Below are 20877 nucleotides of genomic sequence, written 5' to 3'. Positions count from 1 at the left end.
CAGTCCATTTTGGGATTTTTTTTGATTTGGCGATTAATCAGATCGCAAAAATTGGACTGAGTTCCCTCCAAGTGATCTACTATTTTGAAAGCTTATTTATTGCCGTTTTGAGGCTTAAATCTTAAATTAGATAATTTAGCGTTATTTCCAGCTGATATTATAAGATCATTTGTAGCTTCAATTCCACCTAACCAACGAATTCCATTCAATAAAAAATAACCTATACGATTATCAGTGAGAATATTTATACTTCCCTCTTTACTTAATAAAGAGATATCTTTACCTTTAATATCACTTTGAACTATTTCAATGTTATTAGCAGCATTAATGGATAAATCCTTGTTAGCTAAAATTTTTGACTGATTTATATTAACATAATCATTTCCTATTATTGAAATATCTTTATTTGACCTTATATTACTCTTGTTAGTTATTGAGTTAGAAAATAATACCATGTTTTTTATACTAACTAATGATTCTGAATTATCGTTATCAATAGTGATCTCACCTATTTTTTCAGCATTGTAATGCCTTTTCTTTTCAATAGTTATATTATTTGAAAAATCAGCAATTAAATTTCCTTCAGAAAGTAAAAGAGAATTTATATGAGGATTAACATCTTTCCAGGAATGAACTTCGCCTAAGTTAAAAAAATAATGATCCGCATTACATCCCCCAAAAAAATTTAAACAAGGAATTGAATAATCAAAAGTATGAAATATATTTTTTTCACCATTCTGAGTACTTATTACGTTTAAATCCCTTCCAGTTAGAATTAAATCCTTCTTAGACCTCATATCGGAATTTATATTATTTAAATTGGTTGCGTTAATGTACAGATTATTCCCAGAACTTATAGATGCTTTTGTGGAATTAATGTTGTGCTGGGTTAAATATCTCTTTACATTGACAGCATTATTCTGATAAAAATCCATCGTATTAAACCACTTAGAATACTCGAATTTTTTCATGGGAAATTTTATACCATGATGTATATCTAGTCGATTATTCTTACTAGTCGAAGTTGCTTCAACTTTCATATCATTGTTCAAAGAGAAATCTTGAATATTAGCTAATTTTTCAGTTCTAATAATCAAGTCTCCTTTATTAGTTTTTATAACTGCCGATTTATTTTCAATATATTTACTCTTATCTCCTTCCACATTCTTCTGAATCCACATATTATTATTAGATTGCAGAAGTGCTTTAGTCCCTATATTGTTTATAGTATCGCCATACACCCGCATATCTTGCCCGGCAATTACATTGCCTTTATTGGTTATTTTATTACCTGCCAGAATAATATTCCGTTCTGCCTGAACCGGAATATTTGGTTCAATATTAATTTCTTTAGCGCCCACATTTAAGTCAGTTTTAGCTTTAATGTTACCAAGTTCCATTTTGCCATTAGCACTTAATGTAATGTCGCGTTGATTACTGGTAATATTTTTAAGATTAACGCCAACCCCATTTTCCGTTGCAATCAGGCGGATTTTATTGGCATACATGCCTCCCAGTGCTTTAGTATCAACAGCTAATTGCGGACGGCTCCCTTCACCAGCAATGGTTTTTGCCGTACCGTCTTTAAAGGAAATCTGGTTAGCGCCCTGAGTGAGTGCAAGATTATTAGCCTGAATTTTTCCATTCAGTTCAGTCGCCCGACTGATAATATCGACATAATCGGTTGATTGGCCATTTAACCCTTTCCCCCCAATCGTGATTTGGCCTTTTGTCACACTCAGCGCTTCCAGTGCACCCTGTTTATCAAATTGCGGTTTACCGGTCGTCAGTACGGCACCGGCGGTATTAATAAAGCCACACCCATCACAAGTGATACCATTGGGGTTGGCTATCATCACGTTGGCTTTCTGGCCTGCAACTTCCAATTGTCCCAGTAATTCAGAACGGCTACTTCCGGTCACTTCGTTGATGATGAGTTCGGCTGCTTTTCCATGCAGATTGGCGTTGGCATTAATTTGGCCGGCCAGTTGAGATTTAACCGCTTGTGCGGCGTTATTTAATACCGCGCCCTGAGTGCCAGTATTAAACTCTTTATACGTATTGTGAGATATTCCGGCATTATTGGGGGTGGCAATATTTACCACCGGCACATTGCCATTATTGTGTACCTGTGTTTGCGGATTATCAGGGGTAATACCGCCCGCCACTGCCGAATTAATAGGATATATGCCTGTCAGGTAAATCAAAAAATAACAGGTTCCCTTTGCCATAGGGCTGCTGAATTTATCTTTATCTTGTTCTTTCACGAAACTAAGTCCAAATTTGTTGCTGTGGTTTTATTAAAAATTGAGTGAAGCAGACCAATAAACGATCCAGTGGTCTGGTTTGAGGTGAGTGGGATAAACCAGGGGCTTTCCTAAGGTGACCGTTTGATTCATCCTGTTGTGATTGAGTGAAATACCTAGTGATGTGCCTGTGACATTACCTCCTTCAATTTCTCCTTTTTTACTGTTTTTCAGCCAACCTGTATCCAGAGCACCATTTAAAGCAAGCTCACCCAATAAAGGGAGCGTGGTTAATTTCCAGTTCAGTTCATTGCGCCAATATCCGCCATTATTTCCTATGAGATTCTGTTCCTTAAATCCCCGGACGGAATATTGCCCGCCTAATGAAAGGCGCTCGCTGGCATAAAGATTATCTGGAGTAAACTGCCCATACAGGGAGGTCAGGTAATAAATATTGTCAGTGACAGGAATAAAATAACTGCTGCTCAGGTTGAACTTACGAAATTGACTTTTGAGGGCATTGCGGGCGCCGGAGTTATCTTTCGTCGCGCCCCAAATATCCAAACCATGACTGAGTGTCGGGTTAAACGTCAGATACCCCCCCGCCAGCGTAGTACTGTAGTTAGCGCCCAGACTAACAGCGCTTAATATCTGGCTGTTGATAGATAACTTAACACCAGCCGTAACATTGGAAGTTTGGCGACGGACTACCCCCATATTCAGGGCTAGCTTTTGTTTACCATCACGGTATAACGTCCGGTTTATTTTTAATTGATGAGTTTGCCCCTTACTTTCATGGCGGGCATTGAATGTATCTGGGGATATCATTTGGAATGAACTGTTTTTGGCATACTGGTAATCGAATGACCAGTAGCCATAAGGAATTGTCACCCCTGACGTTACGTTCCAATTCTGGTGATTATGGCGAAAATCACTGTTACGGTTGGCGGAGATTGACCACATCTCTGCAAAGTGTAGTGGGCTGTCCAGTCCTAAAGTGGCATTAATTTGTTCTGTACCGGTATTTTTTTGCCCACTATTATCCATTCCCAGGCTAGCATTAATCGGTAATCGGGGTTCTGTTCGCTTTAAAATGACGTCAGAATAACCAGATTGTTTAGCCGGCTGGATATCAATGGTTATTTGCTGGGAAGGCAGACGGTTTAACTGTTCCATGCCTTGTTCAATATCCCGCAAGTTAAGAATTTTGCCGACCATATTGGGAAACACCATTTTCAGGGCAAGGGGTGTTTCATCGTCAAGCAGGATGGAGCCGACTTTTCCTTCCGTCACCGTAATCGTCAGGGCGCCGGTGGATAAATCCTGTTCTTTTAATCCCGCACGGGAGGTCACATAACCTTTTTCTATATAGGTGTTTGATACCTTGCGGACTAATTCATTAATTTTACCAGCGGTCAGGCAGCGGGATAAGTAAGGCTTGGATAATTTCTGTTGCACTGATGCGGAGAGATTTTCTGCACCTTCAAACTGAATGTGGTGAATAGGGTGGCAGAACGAATCTTCATCATCAGATGCTGGAGAGACGAGTGGTGATAACGTCACGCTATTACGAATGTCATCACGCTGTTGTTGTGCTTGTTGTAACAAGTCTTTTTGTTGCTGGGTAATGGCATCTTGATCAACAGGGCTGATCAGCGATGCTGCGTTTGATTTTCCTGAAATTGCTAACAGAGAAAAGATTAATAAACTAACAAAATTAGCAGAAATTCTGCCCACAAAGTAAAGCTGCATAAATAAGTTACATGTATAAACTAATAATAATTTTTATTATATATAGAAATGTAAATTAAATACAATATTTTTATAGTTTTGTATTTAATATCACTATATTAAAAAAATTTATGAAAATTAACATTAATTGAGTCAATATTTACACAGATTATTTATAGAGATTAGTATTTATAACGTTATAAATTTGCCAATAGTTTTAAATGGCCGCTTAAACGGCCACTAATCCAACATAGATTACCCATTGTTTTTTATATCACCCAATTCCACTTTCTTATAAACAACTAAATTCTCACGATCGCGATTTGGCCTATGTCCATGCCAAAATAACGTCATCCTTTCGGGGGCGGGTTCTATTTCTTCGGATAATACAATTAACCAATCACATTTTTCGGGCGTTTCAAATTTACGCTGTTGTTGATGCAAAACACGGGCAAAGTAATAAAGCATTGGCGCTTCCGATTCTCCAATATAATACGATGCCATACAGTCATTATCTTTATACACTCCCGCCAGCTTCTGTTTTAGGTCAAGAAACGCCTCTTTATATCCCTTAGTGTAATCAATCCAGCCAACAAATAATGTAAATACTAATCCCCAAACTGTAGCAATACCTAAAACCCAATTTTGGGCAGCGCGCAAGTCTGGTGATTTAGAAAGAAGCCAACTTTTAGCTATCCATATCGCAGTGATCAAGGCAGCAGCAGTAACAATAAATCCCGAAAAATGCATTTGATAACTCATTGGCAGCCAGCGGCTAAATGGGGTTAACCAATGCTTATAGTCAGTGGAAAGCGACAAAAAATAACAAACCCATAAAAAGATAATCAGGGCAGACCAAAATAGGGAAGAAAATAGGGTTAAATATTTATAGATTATTGATGGTATTTTAATAAAAACCCCTGTAGCCAAAATAGCCATGGGTGCAATAAAAGGCAGTAAATATAATGCACGACCAGAGGCTGATATTTGTAATAGAACAACCCCTAATACAACAAAGGCTGCACACAAGAAATAGTGTTTATCTGACAGAATTTTAATTGGGTTTGTTAATATAAAGATAAAAGCCAATATTCCTGATGGCAAGGCAAACAATAGCACTGCCTCAGGGATCATGGTCAAATTTCCCCTTGCCCCAAGATCTTCAACAGAAAAACCTAAAAAGCGACCGATATTGTTATCCCAAAGCCAGATTTTAAATAAATCAGGGTGTTCAATAAATAACATGACCGGCCACGGCAGGATTAAAATCAGTGCAATGATCCCTGACAATAAAGCATTTAGCCAATATTGTTTGGTTCGGCAATGTCTAAGGAAAACGGGAGCCAGAACAAGGCAAATCCATAATAATCCCGGAATAAATACCCCTTTTGATAAGAGTGTTACAGTCGTACCTATGATCAACCATAAACAGGAGTAACCGGTTTTTTCGTTTTTGATTAATCCCAGTAAACCATATAATCCGATAGTGGTTCCGGTTATTAATGAGGTATCAGTAAACATATCGTGGCTGTGGCGAACTAATCCAGGTGCACTGGCATACAAAGCAAAAGCTATCCATATTCGACTGTCGGTAAAGTTTTTGACATCAAATACGCGGCGCGCCAACAGAATAAAAAAGGAAAAATTGATCACTGAAAAAAATAAAGAAGCTGTTCTGGCGGCATCGTGCATCGGAAGCCAATGGGATAACAAATGAATAAATGAAGTGGCTGTCCAATAATATAGGGGTGGCTTTTCCATAAAAGGTTGACCAGCATTCATTGTTACTAACCAATTCCCTGTTTCATACATAGTATGAATAATGCCAAAACTGTAATTTTCATCTTGTTTCCAAGGGGTATGTCCATAAACACCTGGTAACAAATACAGCAGAGTAAAAGCAATAAATAATAGTAAGGCTTTGATATCTGTTTGCGTCAATTTATTCGGGTTATTCATTAATATTTACCAGATTCAGTTAATGTTTCATTCTTTCAAAAAAATTAATTGGATATCATCCAATTAATAATAACAACAAAATAGACTTAAGTTTGGAAAAAACAATGAATCATTCTGACTATTTAAAGCAGTTAATATCTCTCTAGTAAAAATTAATTTATTATAAATAATATTATTATCGCTTTATTAATTATTAAAATAATGAACCATAACTATCGAAAACGATCTAATCAAAATACTGTATAAATAACCATGTTTAATGCTATGATTGAAATTATCCCTATCAAACTAAATAGGGTTGTTTTCTCATAAGAGAGAGATTATGCAGATAAATCATGTTGAACAAGGTCTTATCCTGACTCGTCATTGGAAAGATACCCCATCAGGTATTGAGTTGGTGTATTGGCTGGCAACGGAAGCGGGTGCACGCCGCATTATTATTCCTCGTCAAAAAGCGGTTGCCTTTGTGCCTCAACATGATCTGCCTAAAGCAAAACTTTTACTCGCACCAGAGCGGCACTGTGAATTAAAGGCATTGCCATTAAAAGATTTCAATCGCCAGCCTGTTGCGGCGCTGTATTGCCCGCATTACCACCAATTGCAACATCTGGAAAAAATTTTCAAAGCGCAAGATATCCCCCTCTACGAAGCCGATATTCGCCCACCCGACCGGTTTATGATGGAACGCTTTATCACTGCTCCCGTTTGGTTCAGCCAGAAACCCGACGGCAGTTATCAAATGAAACCTAATCCCACCTATCGGCCAAATTTGCAATGGGTGTCACTGGATATCGAAACCAGCCAGCATGGTGAGTTGTATTCCATTGGCTTGGCTGGATGCGGCGAGAAAACCGTATTTATGTTAGGGCCAGCACAGGGTAATCAACAGGATATCGATTTCAAATTAGAGTATGTTGCCAGTCGTCCGATGATGCTGGAAAAACTCAATGAATGGCTGGCTCATTATGATCCTGATGCCATTATTGGCTGGAATCTGGTTCAGTTTGATTTGAAAGTGTTACAGCAACATGCTGAACGCTATAACGTGCCGTTAAAATTTGGGCGCAATCGGGCTTTGCTTGAATGGCGAGAACATGGTTTCAAGCCAGGGCATTTTTTCGCCTCAGCAGAAGGCCGTTTGATTATTGACGGCATTGATGCACTGAAAACCGCAACCTGGAATTTTCCTTCTTTCAGTCTTGAATATGTAGCACAACAACTTTTGGGGGAAGGAAAAGCGGTCGATAATCCTTATGATCGCATGGATGAGATCAACCGCCGCTTTCAGCAAGATAAGCCTGCCCTCGCCCACTATAATTTGCAGGATTGTATTCTGGTTAATCGTATCTTTGAAAAAGCAGATTTGATGGCCTTCTTATTGGAACGCGCCACGGTAACAGGGTTGGCGGTGGATCGTAGTGGCGGATCTGTAGCGGCATTCACACATCTTTATCTGCCCAAAATGCACCGTATTGGCTATGTTGCGCCTGTCCAGCCAACGTATTTCGATGATAACAGTCCAGGCGGTTTTGTGATGGATTCGTTTCCGGGATTATACGATTCAGTGTTAGTGCTGGATTACAAAAGCCTCTATCCTTCGATTATTCGCACGTTTTTGATTGATCCGGTCGGCATGGTTGAAGGCCTTGCCAATCCAGACAGTCAATACGCCGTCCCTGGCTTTCGTCAGGCATTTTTTTCCCGTACGCAACATTGTCTGCCGGATATCGTCACACAAATCTGGCAGGCGCGCGATAAGGCCAAAAAACAACAAAATGCCCCTCTTTCCCAGGCCCTGAAAATTATTATGAATGCTTTTTATGGTGTGCTCGGTGCCTCTGGCTGTCATTTTTTTGATCCTCGCCTGACTTCATCAATTACGATGCGCGGCCACCAAATCATGCACCAAACCCGTAAGCTCATCGAATCACAGGGCTATCAGGTCATTTATGGCGATACGGATTCAACGTTTGTCTGGCTCAAACACCCGCATTCAGAGGAAGAAGCCTGTCAAATCGGGCATTCTCTGACGCAATCTGTCAATCAATGGTGGCGAGACTATCTTAAAACTGAATTCAATCTTGTCAGTACGCTGGAGCTAGAATTTGAGACACATTATCGGCGTTTCCTGATGCCAACAGTACGCGGGGCAGAGCAAGGCAGCAAAAAACGTTATGCCGGATTAAGCGGAGATAAGGTTATTTTCAAAGGGCTGGAAACGGTCAGAACTGACTGGACGCCACTGGCGCAAATATTCCAGAAGGAGCTATATACCCTGATTTTCCATCAACAACCGCATCAACATTATATTCGTGAGTATATTGCTAAAACGCTGGCGGGTGAATTTGATGACCGTCTGGTTTATCGTAAGCGATTACGCCGTAAGTTGTCTGATTACCAGCGCAATGTCCCTCCCCACGTGCGGGCAGCACGTTTGGCGGACGAATATAATCAACTGCACAATCGTCCACTACAGTACCAAAATGGTGGCTGGATCAACTATGTTATCACCCAGGCAGGCCCTGAGCCATTGGAGAACCAAACCTCTGCCCCCGACTATGAACACTACATCAATAAGCAGTTGAAGCCGATTGCTGACGCTATCTTGCCATTTATTCAAGATGACTTTATGCCTCTATTAACAGGGCAAATAAGTATCTCTTTCGAATAATGGTTATTTTTGCAGGTGACGGCTTGCTCGGCTTCAATTAACATATCGCCCCTCTAATGGGCAATTGGACTTTTGTGACCCCTTTATCAACAAAGGGGCGCTGTAAAGTGCGATTGAAAACTATCCCTATCGGTAACCACTAACGATTGATATCCAACAAAAGCAGCCATCCTGCAACCATAAAATAATATTGTCTAACAGAAAACTGAGCCAAAATTTATGCCATTTACTCTTGGTCAACGCTGGATAAGCGATACAGAAAGCGAACTTGGATTAGGAACAGTCGTGGCGCTTGATGCGCGCATGGTAACGTTGCTCTTCCCTGCCAGCGGAGAAAACCGCCTTTACGCACGCAATGACTCCCCCATCACTCGCGTTATGTTTAATGTGGGCGATACCGTGACCAGTCACGAAGGCTGGAAACTCAAGATTGATGATGTCCAACAAGATAATGGCCTGCTGATCTATGTCGGTACGCGTCTGGATACTGAAGAAGAAAATACCTGCCTGCGGGAAGTTTTTCTGGATAGCAAGCTGACGTTTAACAAGCCACAAGATCGCTTGTTTGCAGGGCAAATTGACCGTATGGATCGCTTTGCTTTGCGTTTTCGCGCCCGTAAACACCAAAGCGAGCAGTTCCGTCTGGCAGAAAGTGGGCTGCGTGGCATTCGTGCCAGTTTGATCCCTCACCAATTACACATTGCCAATGAAGTGGGCAAGCGTCATGCACCACGTGTATTACTGGCGGATGAAGTCGGCCTGGGGAAAACCATTGAAGCCGGTATGATTATCCATCAGCAATTGATGGCCGGACGGGCTGAACGTGTGCTAATCATTGTGCCAGATAGCCTGCAACACCAATGGTTGGTAGAAATGCTGCGCCGTTTCAACCTGCGTTTTTCGCTGTTTGATGATGGCCGATATAGCGAAGCACTGCATGACAGCGATAATCCGTTCGAAACCGAACAGTTGATTATCTGCTCCTTAGAGTTTGTTCGCCGTAATAAGCAACGTTTTGAACTTCTGCTGGAAGCAAGCTGGGATTTGATGGTGGTGGATGAAGCTCACCATCTGGCATGGAGCGAAAAATCCCCAAGCCGCGAATATCAGGTTATCGAACAATTGGCAGAACAAATCCCGTCTGTCTTGTTGTTAACGGCGACACCAGAGCAGTTGGGGCAAGAAAGCCACTTTGCCCGCCTGCGTCTGCTGGATCCAAATCGTTTCCACGATTATCAAGCCTTTATTGATGAACAACAGAAATACCGCCCTGTCGCGGATGCCGTGACGTTGCTATTGTCCGGTGAAACTCTGAGCAATGACCAGCAAAATGCCATCGTTGAACTGATCAGTGAGCAAGATATTGAACCTCTGCTGAAAGCCGCAAACAGCGATAAGGATGAGGAAAGCAAAGATGCCCGTAGCGAGCTGATCACCATGTTGATGGATCGCCACGGCACCAGCCGACTGCTTTTCCGTAACACCCGTGGTGGTGTGAAAGGCTTCCCGCATCGTGAACTGCACGAGATCAAGTTACCACTGCCAGCCCAATATCAGACGGCCATCAAGGTTTCTGAAATCATGGGAGCCAAAAAGACAGTGGAGTCTCGCGCCAAAGATATGCTCTATCCTGAGCGGATCTATCAGGAATTCGAAGGGGAAAATGCCACATGGTGGAATTTCGATCCCCGCGTAGAATGGCTGATGGGCTTCCTGATGGCAAACCGCGATGAAAAAGTGCTGGTGATCTGCGCCAAGGCAGAAACTGCGCTGCAACTGGAGCAAATTCTGCGTGAACGCGAAGGCATCCGCAGTGCGGTGTTCCACGAAGGTTTGTCCCTGCTGGAGCGTGACCGTGCCGCCGCTTATTTCGCTTCTGAGGAAGAAGGTGCGCAAGTGCTGCTCTGCTCTGAAATCGGCTCAGAAGGGCGTAATTTCCAGTTTGCCAACCAGCTTGTCATGTTTGATTTGCCCTTCAACCCTGATTTGCTGGAACAGCGTATCGGTCGTCTGGATCGTATCGGTCAAAACCGTAATATTAAAATCAGTGTGCCTTATCTGGAAAACACGGCGCAATCCATTCTCCTGCGCTGGTATCACGAAGGGCTGGATGCCTTTGAGCATACTTGTCCAACAGGCCGTTCTATCTATGACAAATATTATGAAACCCTGCTCAATTTCCTGGCCAAACCCAATGAACCAACTGGCTTCAATGAATTGATTGCCGAATGTCGCGGGCATCATGAGAAGCTTAAACAGCAATTGGAACAAGGGCGTGACCGTTTGCTGGAGATGAACTCCAACGGTGGCGAGCAAGGACAGGTATTGGCAGAAAAGATTGCTGCGCAGGATAACGACACGGATCTGGTGAATTTTGCCCTGAATTTGTTTGATATCATTGGTATCAATCAGGAAGATCGCAGCGACAATATTATTGCCCTGCATCCATCCGATCATATGCTGGTGCCTGATTTCCCTGGATTACCTACAGATGGCTGCTCGATTACGTTTGACCGTGAAAAAGCCCTTTCCCGCGAAGATACTCAGTTCCTGAGCTGGGAACACCCTATTATCCGCAATGGTCTCGATTTAGTTCTGTCGGGGGATACGGGAAGTTGTGCCGTTTCCATCCTGAAAAACAAAGCGCTGCCAGTGGGTACGTTGCTGGTTGAGTTGATCTACGTTGTTGAAGCTCAGGCGCCGAAGCACCTGCAATTAACGCGTTTCTTACCACCAACCCCCGTGCGCCTCTTGTTGGATCTGAAAGGCACCAATCTGGCTCCTCAGGTCGAGTTTGAAAGTTTCAACCGCCAACTCAATGCGATTAACCGCCATAACGCCAGCAAGCTGGTTAATGCGGTGCAGAAAGAGGTTCATGCTATTTTGCGTCAATCTGAACCTCTGATTGAAGAGCAAGCGCGTGTGTTGATTGAGCAAGCGAAAAAAGAAGCTGATGAAGTGCTGTCGGCTGAATTGTCACGTCTGGAAGCCCTGAAAGCGGTTAACCCAAATATTCGTGATGATGAACTGGAAGCGATCGGTTCAGAGCATAAACATCTGCTGCTCAATCTTGATCAGGCCAACTGGCGTCTGGATGCGATTCGTTTGGTGGTTGTTTCTCACCAATAAACAGACAGCAATAACCTGTCATTCGGTAAACCCAGGGGCGCTTTCCGCAAGATTCCCCTGGGGATCCCATTTTTCCGACTCATTGGAGCCACTATGCTGGAGTCTTATAATCCCCCGACAAATCCCTGGTTATATGTGCTGTATCAGGACGAGCACATTATGGTTGTTAACAAACCCAGTGGATTACTTTCTGTGCCGGGTAAAGCAGAAGAGCACAAAGACAGTATCATGACACGGATACAAGCTGAATTTCCTACAGCCGAATCAGTCCATCGATTGGATATGGCGACCAGCGGTATCATGGTTGTGGCGCTGACTAAAGCCGCCGAGCGTGAGTTAAAACGCCAGTTCCGTGAACGTGAGCCGAAAAAAGTTTATATCGCACGGGTATGGGGAAAGCTGGAACAGGAAAAAGGTTTGGTGGATCTGCCTTTAATCTGCGATTGGCCGAATCGCCCGAAACAAAAAGTCTGTTTTGAAACGGGCAAGTCCGCCCAAACTGAGTATCAGGTTCTGGAATATGAAGCTCAGGCAACACGCGTCAGGCTGGCGCCCATCACAGGACGCTCACATCAGCTTCGCGTGCATATGCTGGCACTGGGTAATCCCATTTTGGGAGATAAGTTCTATGCCCATACGCAGGCAAGGGAAATGGCGCCTCGCCTGCAATTACATGCTCAAGAACTCTTTATCACGCATCCGGCTTATGGCACACCAATGCATTTTGAATGTAAGGCCGAATTCTGACGAGTGCTATTTAAAGCCCCGTTCCTTTTTAATCAAATCGTAAGCTAACTGGATGGACTGCGCCTTCTGTTTCGCCAATTCCATCATTTCTGGTGGTAATCCTTTTGCCACCAGTTTATCGGGATGATGCTCACTCATCAGTTTTCGATAAGCGCGCTTAATGGTGGTCGCATCATCCTGTTTATTAACGCCTAATACCTTACAAGCATCTTCCAATGTTGCACGCGACTGTTCATGGCCTTGATAACGCCCATGCTGCTGGTACTGTCCACCAAAATGGCGGCCGCCTTCCATCATGGCAAGGAATTGTTCAAATTGAATACGGGAAATGCCTAACTCTTCGGCAATGACAAACAGCACTTTTCTTTCATTAGGATGCAGTTCACCATCAGCAAATGCAGCTTGTAACTGAATTTCCAGAAACATGCGGATCAAGTCAGAACGACCGAAGCAAGCACGGCGTAATTGTCGCATTGTTTCACGCAAAAGAAATTGTGGCTGTTTGCCTTCACGAAATGCCTGCTGCGCGGAAAGCCGTGCCCCGCCATGCAGTTGCATTCTGTTCATCAATTGGGTAGCAAGTTGAATATCTGTTTCTGTTACCCGACCTTTTGCTTTGGTTAAATGCCCCAATACTTGAAAAGTACTGCGGAAAAACAGCGCCTGTCGGGTTGGGTTTTTAGTCGTTCTCCCCAATTTTTGCATTCTGATTTTATCAAAGATGTGACCAAGCACTAAGCCAATCACAATCCCCCAAAAACCAGCTCCAGACGCAATCCCAAATATCAATCCGAATAATTTTCCCCAATACTGCATATAGTCTTCAATTCCCCAATGCCCTGAGCGCAATTTTGCATTATCATACTATCCATTAAGCTCTGTGCCTAACAACAAGATTAGTAAAGTTAAACTTTACTCTGGCTCATCTCTCTCAACTACGTTAGTCTCTGAGCGTTTGCCGGCACGATGCCACTGATGACGGAACCGCATAAACATCTATGAATAAATGTTATCCTACCCTGCTGGCCACAATGGTATGGGCAGCACTTTATAGTCAGCAAGCCCATGCTGACCTTGCAGCACAATGTATGTTGGGTGTACCTGTCTACGATAAGCCGATTATCACAGGCGATCCAAATAAGCTGCCAGTTTACATTCAGTCCGATGATACTCACGGTGAATATCCCAATGCGGTTGAGTTCATTGGCAATGTTAATATCCAACAGGGGAATAAAACGCTGATAGCCGATAAGGTTCGGCTTGAACAGACACAAGAGCAGAATAAAGAACCCGTGCGCACGGTTACCGCAGTGGGTAATGTCAGCTATGATGATCCTCAAATCATTTTGAAGGGACCACGCGCCTGGGCGAATCTGAACAATAAAGATACCGACGTGGAACAAGGCAAATACCAGATGGTTGGCCGTCAAGGACGTGGCAGCGCAGACAAGATGATGATGCGTGATGAGAACCGCTATACCATCTTGAATAATGGCATATTCACTTCCTGTCTGCCCGGTAATGATAGCTGGAGTGTCGTAGGTTCGGAGGTCATCCTTGACCGTGAAGAAGAAGTCGCTGAAATCTGGAATGCCCGTTTTCGTGTTGCTAATGTGCCGGTGTTTTACACTCCGTATTTGCAATTACCCATTGGGGATAAACGCCGTTCTGGTTTCTTGATCCCTAATGCCAGTTTTTCCAATAAGGAAGGCTTCCAGTTCCTGCTGCCGTATTATTGGAACATTGCGCCCAACTATGATGCCACGATCACCCCGCATCTCATCACGATGCGAGGCTTGAAGCTGGATAATGAATTCCGTTACTTAACCAACGCGGGTGCAGGTACAGTTGCGCTGGATTGGATTAATTATGATCGTCTGTATGCCGATGATAAGAAACTCGGTAAAACCTCGTTGGATCGTGATAGTAATAACCGTTGGTTGTTTTACTGGAACCACAGCGGTGTGCTTAATCAGGTTTGGCGTTTCAGCGCTGATTATACCAAGGTCAGTGATCCGAACTATTTCAGTGACTTCACATCGCAATATGGCTCCAGTACCGACAGCTATGCGACTCAGAAATTCAGTGTGGGCTATGCACAACAGAACTGGAATGCCACACTAACAACCAAGCAATTCCAGCTTTTTACCATCGATGATAGGAAAAGAGCCTACCGATCCGAACCTCAATTAGATCTCAATTATTATAAAAATGATTTGGGAGCGTTTGATTTTCGTACCTATGCTCAAATAGCCAAATTCACCAGCGTAGGTAACCTATGGCCTGATGCTACCCGCTGGCATCTGGAACCGACTGTTAATTTACCCCTCTCTAATGGTTGGGCGAGCATCAATAATGAATTTAAACTGATGGCGACTCATTACGAGCAGGATATTTCTGATGAAGCAAAAAAGAACAATCCTCTGCTGGAAAAATCAGTAAACCGTGTCTTACCCGTGTTTAAATCAGATGCGAAGATAGTGTTTGAACGCGCCATGTATTTTAATCAGGGTTACACCCAAACGCTGGAGCCACGCGTTCAGTATCTCTATGTGCCTTATAAGAATCAAAATAATATTAATAATTTTGATTCTTCCCTATTACAGACAGATTATACCGGATTGTTCCGCGATCGTTTCTACAGCGGCTTAGACCGCATTTCATCGGCCAATCAATTTACGACGGGCGTGACTAGCCGTATTTATGATGAAGATTTAGTTGAACGTTTTAGCCTGTCCATAGGTCAAATTTACTACTTTGAACGTCCGCGTACCGAAGATACTGGGTCTGCTTTAGGTAGCAAGGATATCATTGGAAACAAAAAAGAAACGGGAGCGACAACCTGGGCTGGAGATGTACACTGGAAAATCAATGATTCCTGGGGCATCAAAGGCGGGCTGCAATATGATAATCGTCTGGACAGTTTAACGATGGGTAATGCCGTCATGGAGTATCGTCGTGATGCTGACCGCATGTTGCAGTTAAACTATCGTTTTGTTGACCGCAATTATATTCAAGCCACACTAAAAGGAGGCGCGCCCGCTTACCAGCAAGGAATTTCTCAGATTGGTGTGGTGGCAAGCTGGCCATTGTCAGATCGTTGGGCGTTTGTCGGGGCTTATTACTACGATACCAAAGAAAAACAACCAGCAAACCAGATGGTAGGTTTGCAATACAACACCTGCTGCTGGGCAGTCAGTGTGGGTTATGAACGCAAGATCACCGATTGGCGCTTCGACAGCAGTCAATATGACAACAAATGGTCATTCAATGTTGAACTTCGTGGCTTAAGTAACAATCATAGTTTAGGTAGTCAGAAAATGTTGCAGCAAGGTATTCTTCCATACCAACGTACATTCTGATACCGCTAAACGCAATGTAAACAAAATAACCCCGCCAAGGCGGGATTGATATGATGGGAAATGTATGAAGAACTGGAGATCGCTGATTTTCGGATTGATGTTTTCAGTAAACTCTGTCGCAATAGCGGCTCCACAAGAGCTGAATAAGGTAGCTGCCGTTGTTAACAATGATGTCGTACTGGAAAGTGACGTCAACAGCCTTTTACAATCCGTTAAACTCAATGCAAAACATGCAGGCCAGCAATTACCGGATGAGAAGACATTGCGTCACCAAATCCTTGAACGCCTAATTATGGATGATATTGTTCTGCAAATGGCAAACCAGATGCAAATAACGATCCCCGATCAAGCCTTAGATTCTGCGATCACAAATATTGCGGCGCAAAACCACTTGAGCCTTGCCCAGTTGAAACAAAACCTGAGCACAGAGGGGATGAGCTTTGATGCTTACCGTAATCAAATCCGCAAGGAAATGATGATTGCAGAAGTACGTAACAACGAAGTACGCCGCCGCATCTCTATCCTGCCACAGGAAGTTGATTCACTGGCTAACCAAATCAGTAACCAAAACAGTCAGGACTCTGAGGTAAATATCAGCCAAATCCTGATCCCTCTGCCGGAAAACCCAAACCAGGAGCAGGTAGAAAAAGCGGAAACCACGATCAAAAAAATCTTATCTGAACTTCAGAATGGCGTGGATTTCGGCAAATTAGCCCTCTCCTATTCCGGTGATGCTCAAGCCCTGAAAGGGGGTAATATGGGTTGGAGCAAACTGCAAGAATTGCCATCCCTGTTCGCGGCACAGCTCCAATCTGCTCATAAGGGACAGATTATTGGCCCAATTCGTTCTGGTGTTGGTTTTCACATTCTGAAAGTGAATGATATCCGCGGTGGTCAGATGTCTATTGCTGTCACCGAAGTGAATGCCCGCCATATTCTGCTGAAAACTTCACCTATTCTGAATGACGAGCAGGCCCGCAACGAACTGCTGAAACTCAGAGAAGAGATCTTAAGTGGCAAAACCTCATTCGAAGAAGCAGCAAAAGAGCATTCTGAAGATCCAGGTTCAGCCCTGCGCGGCGGAGAATTGGGTTGGAATTTGCCGAGTGCTTACGACCCTGCTTTTCGTGATGCGTTAATGAAATTGCAAAAAGGTGAGATTAGCCAGCCGGTAAACTCCTCTTTCGGCTGGCACTTAATCCAACTGCTGGATAGCCGTAAAGTTGACAGAACAGATGCCGCACAGAAAGATCGTGCCTACCGCTTGCTGTTCAACCGTAAATTCAATGAAGAGGCACAAAACTGGATGCAAGAATTACGCGCCTCTGCTTATGTGAAAATTTTAGATAGCAACGATGCACAATAATAAACCCATCGTCATTACCCCCGGCGAACCTGCCGGGGTTGGCCCTGACTTAGTCATTGCTTTGGCTCAAAAAGAGTGGCCTATCCAACTGGTTGTCTGTGCCGATCCAGAGCTGATGCTCTCCCGATCTAAGCAACTGAATTTACCTCTGCAATTGCAAACTTATTCTCCAGAGCATATTTCTTCATCACAAGCCGCCGGAACCCTGACCATCCTGCCCGTTAACCTTCATTCACCAACAATGGCAGGGGAGTTAAACCGGCAAAATGGTACTTATGTGACGGAAACCTTAGCAAGAGCTTGTGATGGTTGCCTGAATGGGGAATTTTCAGCATTGGTGACTGGACCGGTACATAAGGGTGTCATTAATGATGCCGGCGTGCCTTTTACCGGACATACTGAGTTTTTTGCTGATCACAGCCAATGCTCAAGAGTGGTGATGATGTTGGCAACAGAAGAGCTGCGGGTAGCACTGGCAACCACCCATTTGCCGATTCTGGATGTCCCCAAAGCAATTACGTTTGATTCTCTGCGGGAAGTGATCACCATTCTCAATCATGACCTAAAAACCAAATTCGGCATCCCTCGTCCCCATATCTATGTGTGCGGCCTGAATCCTCATGCCGGTGAAGGGGGACATATGGGACATGAAGAAATAGATATCATCATTCCCGCCTTAGACAGCCTGCGAGCAGAAGGCATATGGCTGGAGGGTCCATTGCCTGCGGATACCCTGTTCCAAGCCAAATATTTAGATCATGCTGATGCTGTGCTTTCGATGTATCACGATCAAGGGCTACCCGTGCTAAAATACCAGGGTTTTGGCAGGGCCGTGAATATTACGTTGGGTCTGCCATTTATCCGAACTTCTGTCGATCATGGCACAGCTCTGGAGCTGGCGGGGACAGGTCAAGCTGATGTGGGTAGTTTTATCACCGCATTGAATCTAGCAATTAAAATGATACAAAACAGTAATGAATAACAAAGTCCATCAGGGGCACCATGCCCGTAAACGTTTCGGGCAAAACTTTTTAACCGATCAGCTTATCATTGATAGTATTGTCAATGCGATGAATCCACAGGTCGGCCAAGCCATCGTGGAAATCGGCCCAGGTCTGGGAGCACTGACTGAGCCAGTGGGTGAACGCATGGATAAAATGACTGTCGTCGAGCTTGACCGTGATTTAGCGGCTCGTCTGCATGTCCACCCCAAGCTGAAAGATAAGCTGACAATCATTCAACAAGATGCCATGACAGTGGATTTTAGTCAGATTGCCAAAGAACATGGGCAATCCCTGCGTGTATTTGGTAACTTGCCTTATAACATTTCTACACCGTTAATGTTCCATCTTTTCAGCTATACTGATGCTATCGCTGATATGAACTTTATGTTACAAAAAGAAGTCGTGAATCGTCTTGTCGCAGGGCCTGGCAGGAAAGCCTATGGACGCTTAAGTGTGATGGCGCAATACTACTGTCAGGTAATACCTGTTCTTGAAGTACCACCAACGGCATTTACACCAGCGCCGAAAGTGGATTCTGCTATTGTGCGTTTGATTCCACACAAGAGCATGCCTTATCCTGTTCAGGACATTCGTATGTTAGCCCGAATCACCACTCAGGCATTTAACCAACGGAGAAAAACGATCCGCAATAGCCTTGGGAACATTTTTTCTGTTGAACAGTTAACTGAATTGGGTGTTGATCCAAGCACACGGGCTGAAAACATCTCTGTCGAGCAATACTGTAAGATGGCGAACTGGTTATCCTCTCAACCTGAAATTGCCTAAACAAATAAACAGACGTTGCAGCAACAGGAGGTCCCTATGCTCAATGAACCAAGAATTCATATCCAAGTACAAAGTACTTACGTAGAAAGCCAATCACAGCCGGAACAACAACGTTTTGTGTTTGCTTATACCGTATCAATTCGCAATCTTGGGCATTCCCCTGTGCAACTTATCAGCCGCTACTGGCTCATTACTAACAGTGATGGTCACAAAACCGAAGTTCAGGGTGAAGGGGTTGTGGGAAAACAACCTTTGATCCCGCCGGGAACAGAATATCGCTACAACAGTGGCGCTATTTTGGAAACACCTCTGGGAACAATGGAAGGCCACTATAATATGATTGATCATGATGGTCGTCCGTTCCGTGTCACCATTCCCGTGTTTCGATTGGCGATCTCAACACTGATAAATTAATTATGGCTACATACCTTATTGGCGATATTCACGGTTGTTATCGTGAATTTCGCTCCTTGTTAGAACAAGTTAATTTTAATCCCAGTGAAGACACTTTATGGTTAACAGGCGATCTGGTTGCTCGTGGCCCTGATTCATTGGCAGTACTTCGATACATCAAGCAACTCGGCACCGCCGTTAAACTGGTTTTGGGCAATCACGATCTGCATCTGTTGGCGGTTTACGCTAAGATCAGCCGCAATAAACCAAAAGACCTGCTGGATGAATTACTCGCGGCACCGGATGCTGATGAATTAATCAATTGGTTGAGAAAACAACCCGTATTGCAAATCGATGATGAACTGAAACTCGTCATGGCACACGCCGGACTCACCCCACAATGGGATCTGGAAACAGCCAAAATATGTGCCCGTGAAGTAGAATCTATTCTTCGCAGTGACAGTTATCCTTTGTTTCTCAATGAGATGTATGGGGATATGCCGAATAATTGGACGCCAGAGTTAGGCGGACTTGCCCGATTACGTTACAGTACCAATGCTTTGACCCGCATGCGTTATTGTTTTCCACAGGGTCAATTGGATATGAGCTGCAAATCCAAACCGGAAAATGCCCCTGCTCCACTAAAGCCCTGGTTCGAATTACCGCGCAACATTCCTGAAGACTATTCTATCGCCTTTGGTCATTGGGCTGCCCTGGAAGGTCAGGGTACGCCTGCTGGCATCTACGCCCTGGATACGGGGTGTTGTTGGGGAGGTAAATTGACTTTGCTTCGTTGGGAAGATAAGCAGTATTTCAGTCAGGATCCATTATTCACTAAATCATAAGTCTGATAAATGATAAACCTGGCTGTGACACAGGAGTGCCCCAAGGCACTCCGCACGTAAGATTAACTCACTCTCGGCGTTCCAGAATCTCAAAACAATAGCTATGAGAATTGCTTTCATCTGCATCGTGATATTCGGTAAACGTTGAATCCCATTCATCAGGTTCATAATCAGGGAAATACGTATCACCAATCACTTCTGCATCAATGTGAGTCAGATACATACGATTAGCCAGAGGAATAAACTGCTCATAAATTTTTCCTCCGCCCACCACCATGACTTCTTTAACATCGCCAGCGGCTGCTAAAGCAGCTTCGATAGAGTTAACCCAAGTCACCCGATCATCACTTGCAGGTTGACTGCTAATCACGATATTCAGGCGTCCTGGCAAAGGGCGGCCAATCGATTCATAAGTCACTCGCCCCATTACAACTGGCTTTGCGAGTGTATTGCGTTTAAACCAGGCTAAATCACCCGGCAAAGTCCACGGCATGGCATTTTCCATACCGATAACTCGATCCATAGCCATCGCAGCAATCAAGCTGATAATCATTAAATCACCTTACAGCCAAGTAGTATGAAAATTTGGGACACTATACGGAAAGGGTTAATCTCAGTCGATATGATTAACGATTTAT

The 20877-nt window shown here is 43.8% G+C and carries 13 protein-coding genes and 1 pseudogene; 9 read left to right on the top strand and 5 right to left on the bottom strand.

Annotated features, from left to right (window positions below; all coding sequences use genetic code 11):
- Positions 1 to 1058: 1058 nt before the first annotated feature.
- The 3 genes and pseudogenes from Xedl_RS41240 to Xedl_RS14565 form a co-directional block, all read right to left on the bottom strand.
- Positions 1059 to 2231: pseudogene (locus Xedl_RS41240) on the bottom strand (filamentous hemagglutinin N-terminal domain-containing protein); the annotation flags it as partial.
- 69 nt (positions 2232 to 2300) lie between these two features.
- Entirely contained in the window at positions 2301 to 3998 is a 1698-nt protein-coding gene (locus Xedl_RS14570) for a ShlB/FhaC/HecB family hemolysin secretion/activation protein (RefSeq protein ID WP_074024555.1), read from the bottom strand.
- Positions 3999 to 4232: 234 nt separating this feature from the next.
- Entirely contained in the window at positions 4233 to 5936 is a 1704-nt protein-coding gene (locus Xedl_RS14565) for an ArnT family glycosyltransferase (protein ID WP_074024554.1), read from the bottom strand.
- Between the two features lie 322 nt (positions 5937 to 6258).
- Here Xedl_RS14565 and Xedl_RS14560 point away from each other — a divergent pair, with 322 nt between their 5' ends.
- The 3 genes from Xedl_RS14560 (at position 6259) to rluA (ending at position 12483) form a co-directional block, all read left to right on the top strand.
- The gene (locus tag Xedl_RS14560; RefSeq protein ID WP_074024553.1) at positions 6259 to 8607 is read left to right on the top strand and encodes a DNA polymerase II; all 2349 of its coding nucleotides are present in this window, start codon (positions 6259 to 6261) and stop codon (positions 8605 to 8607) included.
- Between the two features lie 219 nt (positions 8608 to 8826).
- Positions 8827 to 11736, top strand: coding sequence for an RNA polymerase-associated protein RapA (gene rapA, locus Xedl_RS14555; protein WP_074024552.1), 2910 nt, complete (start codon positions 8827 to 8829; stop codon positions 11734 to 11736).
- 93 nt (positions 11737 to 11829) lie between these two features.
- Positions 11830 to 12483 carry a bifunctional tRNA pseudouridine(32) synthase/23S rRNA pseudouridine(746) synthase RluA gene (rluA, locus tag Xedl_RS14550; RefSeq protein ID WP_074024551.1) on the top strand — a complete coding sequence of 218 codons (654 nt, stop codon included), beginning with the start codon at positions 11830 to 11832 and terminating at the stop codon, positions 12481 to 12483.
- A gap of 6 nt (positions 12484 to 12489) precedes the next feature.
- Here rluA and djlA read toward each other — a convergent pair whose 3' ends face one another.
- Positions 12490 to 13299, bottom strand: coding sequence for a co-chaperone DjlA (djlA, locus tag Xedl_RS14545; RefSeq protein WP_074024550.1), 810 nt, complete (start codon positions 13297 to 13299; stop codon positions 12490 to 12492).
- Between the two features lie 182 nt (positions 13300 to 13481).
- On the opposite strand from djlA, the gene lptD reads away from it, so the two are divergent.
- From lptD to apaH, 6 genes are all read left to right on the top strand, one after another.
- The gene (gene lptD, locus Xedl_RS14540; protein ID WP_074024549.1) at positions 13482 to 15845 is read left to right on the top strand and encodes an LPS assembly protein LptD; all 2364 of its coding nucleotides are present in this window, start codon (positions 13482 to 13484) and stop codon (positions 15843 to 15845) included.
- A 64-nt stretch (positions 15846 to 15909) separates the two neighbouring features.
- Positions 15910 to 17211 (top strand): peptidylprolyl isomerase SurA, encoded by a 1302-nt coding sequence (gene surA, locus Xedl_RS14535; protein WP_074024548.1) that lies wholly within the window; start codon positions 15910 to 15912, stop codon positions 17209 to 17211.
- Positions 17201 to 18193, top strand: a complete 993-nt coding sequence (gene pdxA, locus Xedl_RS14530) for a 4-hydroxythreonine-4-phosphate dehydrogenase PdxA (protein WP_074024547.1) — start codon at positions 17201 to 17203, stop codon at positions 18191 to 18193. The genes surA and pdxA overlap by 11 nt, the downstream gene beginning before the upstream one ends.
- Entirely contained in the window at positions 18186 to 19001 is an 816-nt protein-coding gene (rsmA, locus tag Xedl_RS14525) for a 16S rRNA (adenine(1518)-N(6)/adenine(1519)-N(6))-dimethyltransferase RsmA (protein ID WP_074024546.1), read from the top strand. The genes pdxA and rsmA overlap by 8 nt, the downstream gene beginning before the upstream one ends.
- A 36-nt stretch (positions 19002 to 19037) precedes the next feature.
- Entirely contained in the window at positions 19038 to 19415 is a 378-nt protein-coding gene (gene apaG, locus Xedl_RS14520) for a Co2+/Mg2+ efflux protein ApaG (RefSeq protein ID WP_074024545.1), read from the top strand.
- 2 nt (positions 19416 to 19417) lie between these two features.
- Positions 19418 to 20239 carry a bis(5'-nucleosyl)-tetraphosphatase (symmetrical) ApaH gene (gene apaH, locus Xedl_RS14515; protein WP_074024544.1) on the top strand — a complete coding sequence of 274 codons (822 nt, stop codon included), beginning with the start codon at positions 19418 to 19420 and terminating at the stop codon, positions 20237 to 20239.
- A gap of 67 nt (positions 20240 to 20306) precedes the next feature.
- Here the strand turns inward: apaH and folA are convergent, their stop codons facing one another.
- Entirely contained in the window at positions 20307 to 20792 is a 486-nt protein-coding gene (folA, locus tag Xedl_RS14510) for a type 3 dihydrofolate reductase (RefSeq protein ID WP_074024543.1), read from the bottom strand.
- Positions 20793 to 20877 lie beyond the last annotated feature (85 nt).

The organism is Xenorhabdus eapokensis (assembly GCF_001908105.1).
This window is presented reverse-complemented; position numbering and strand designations above follow the sequence as displayed.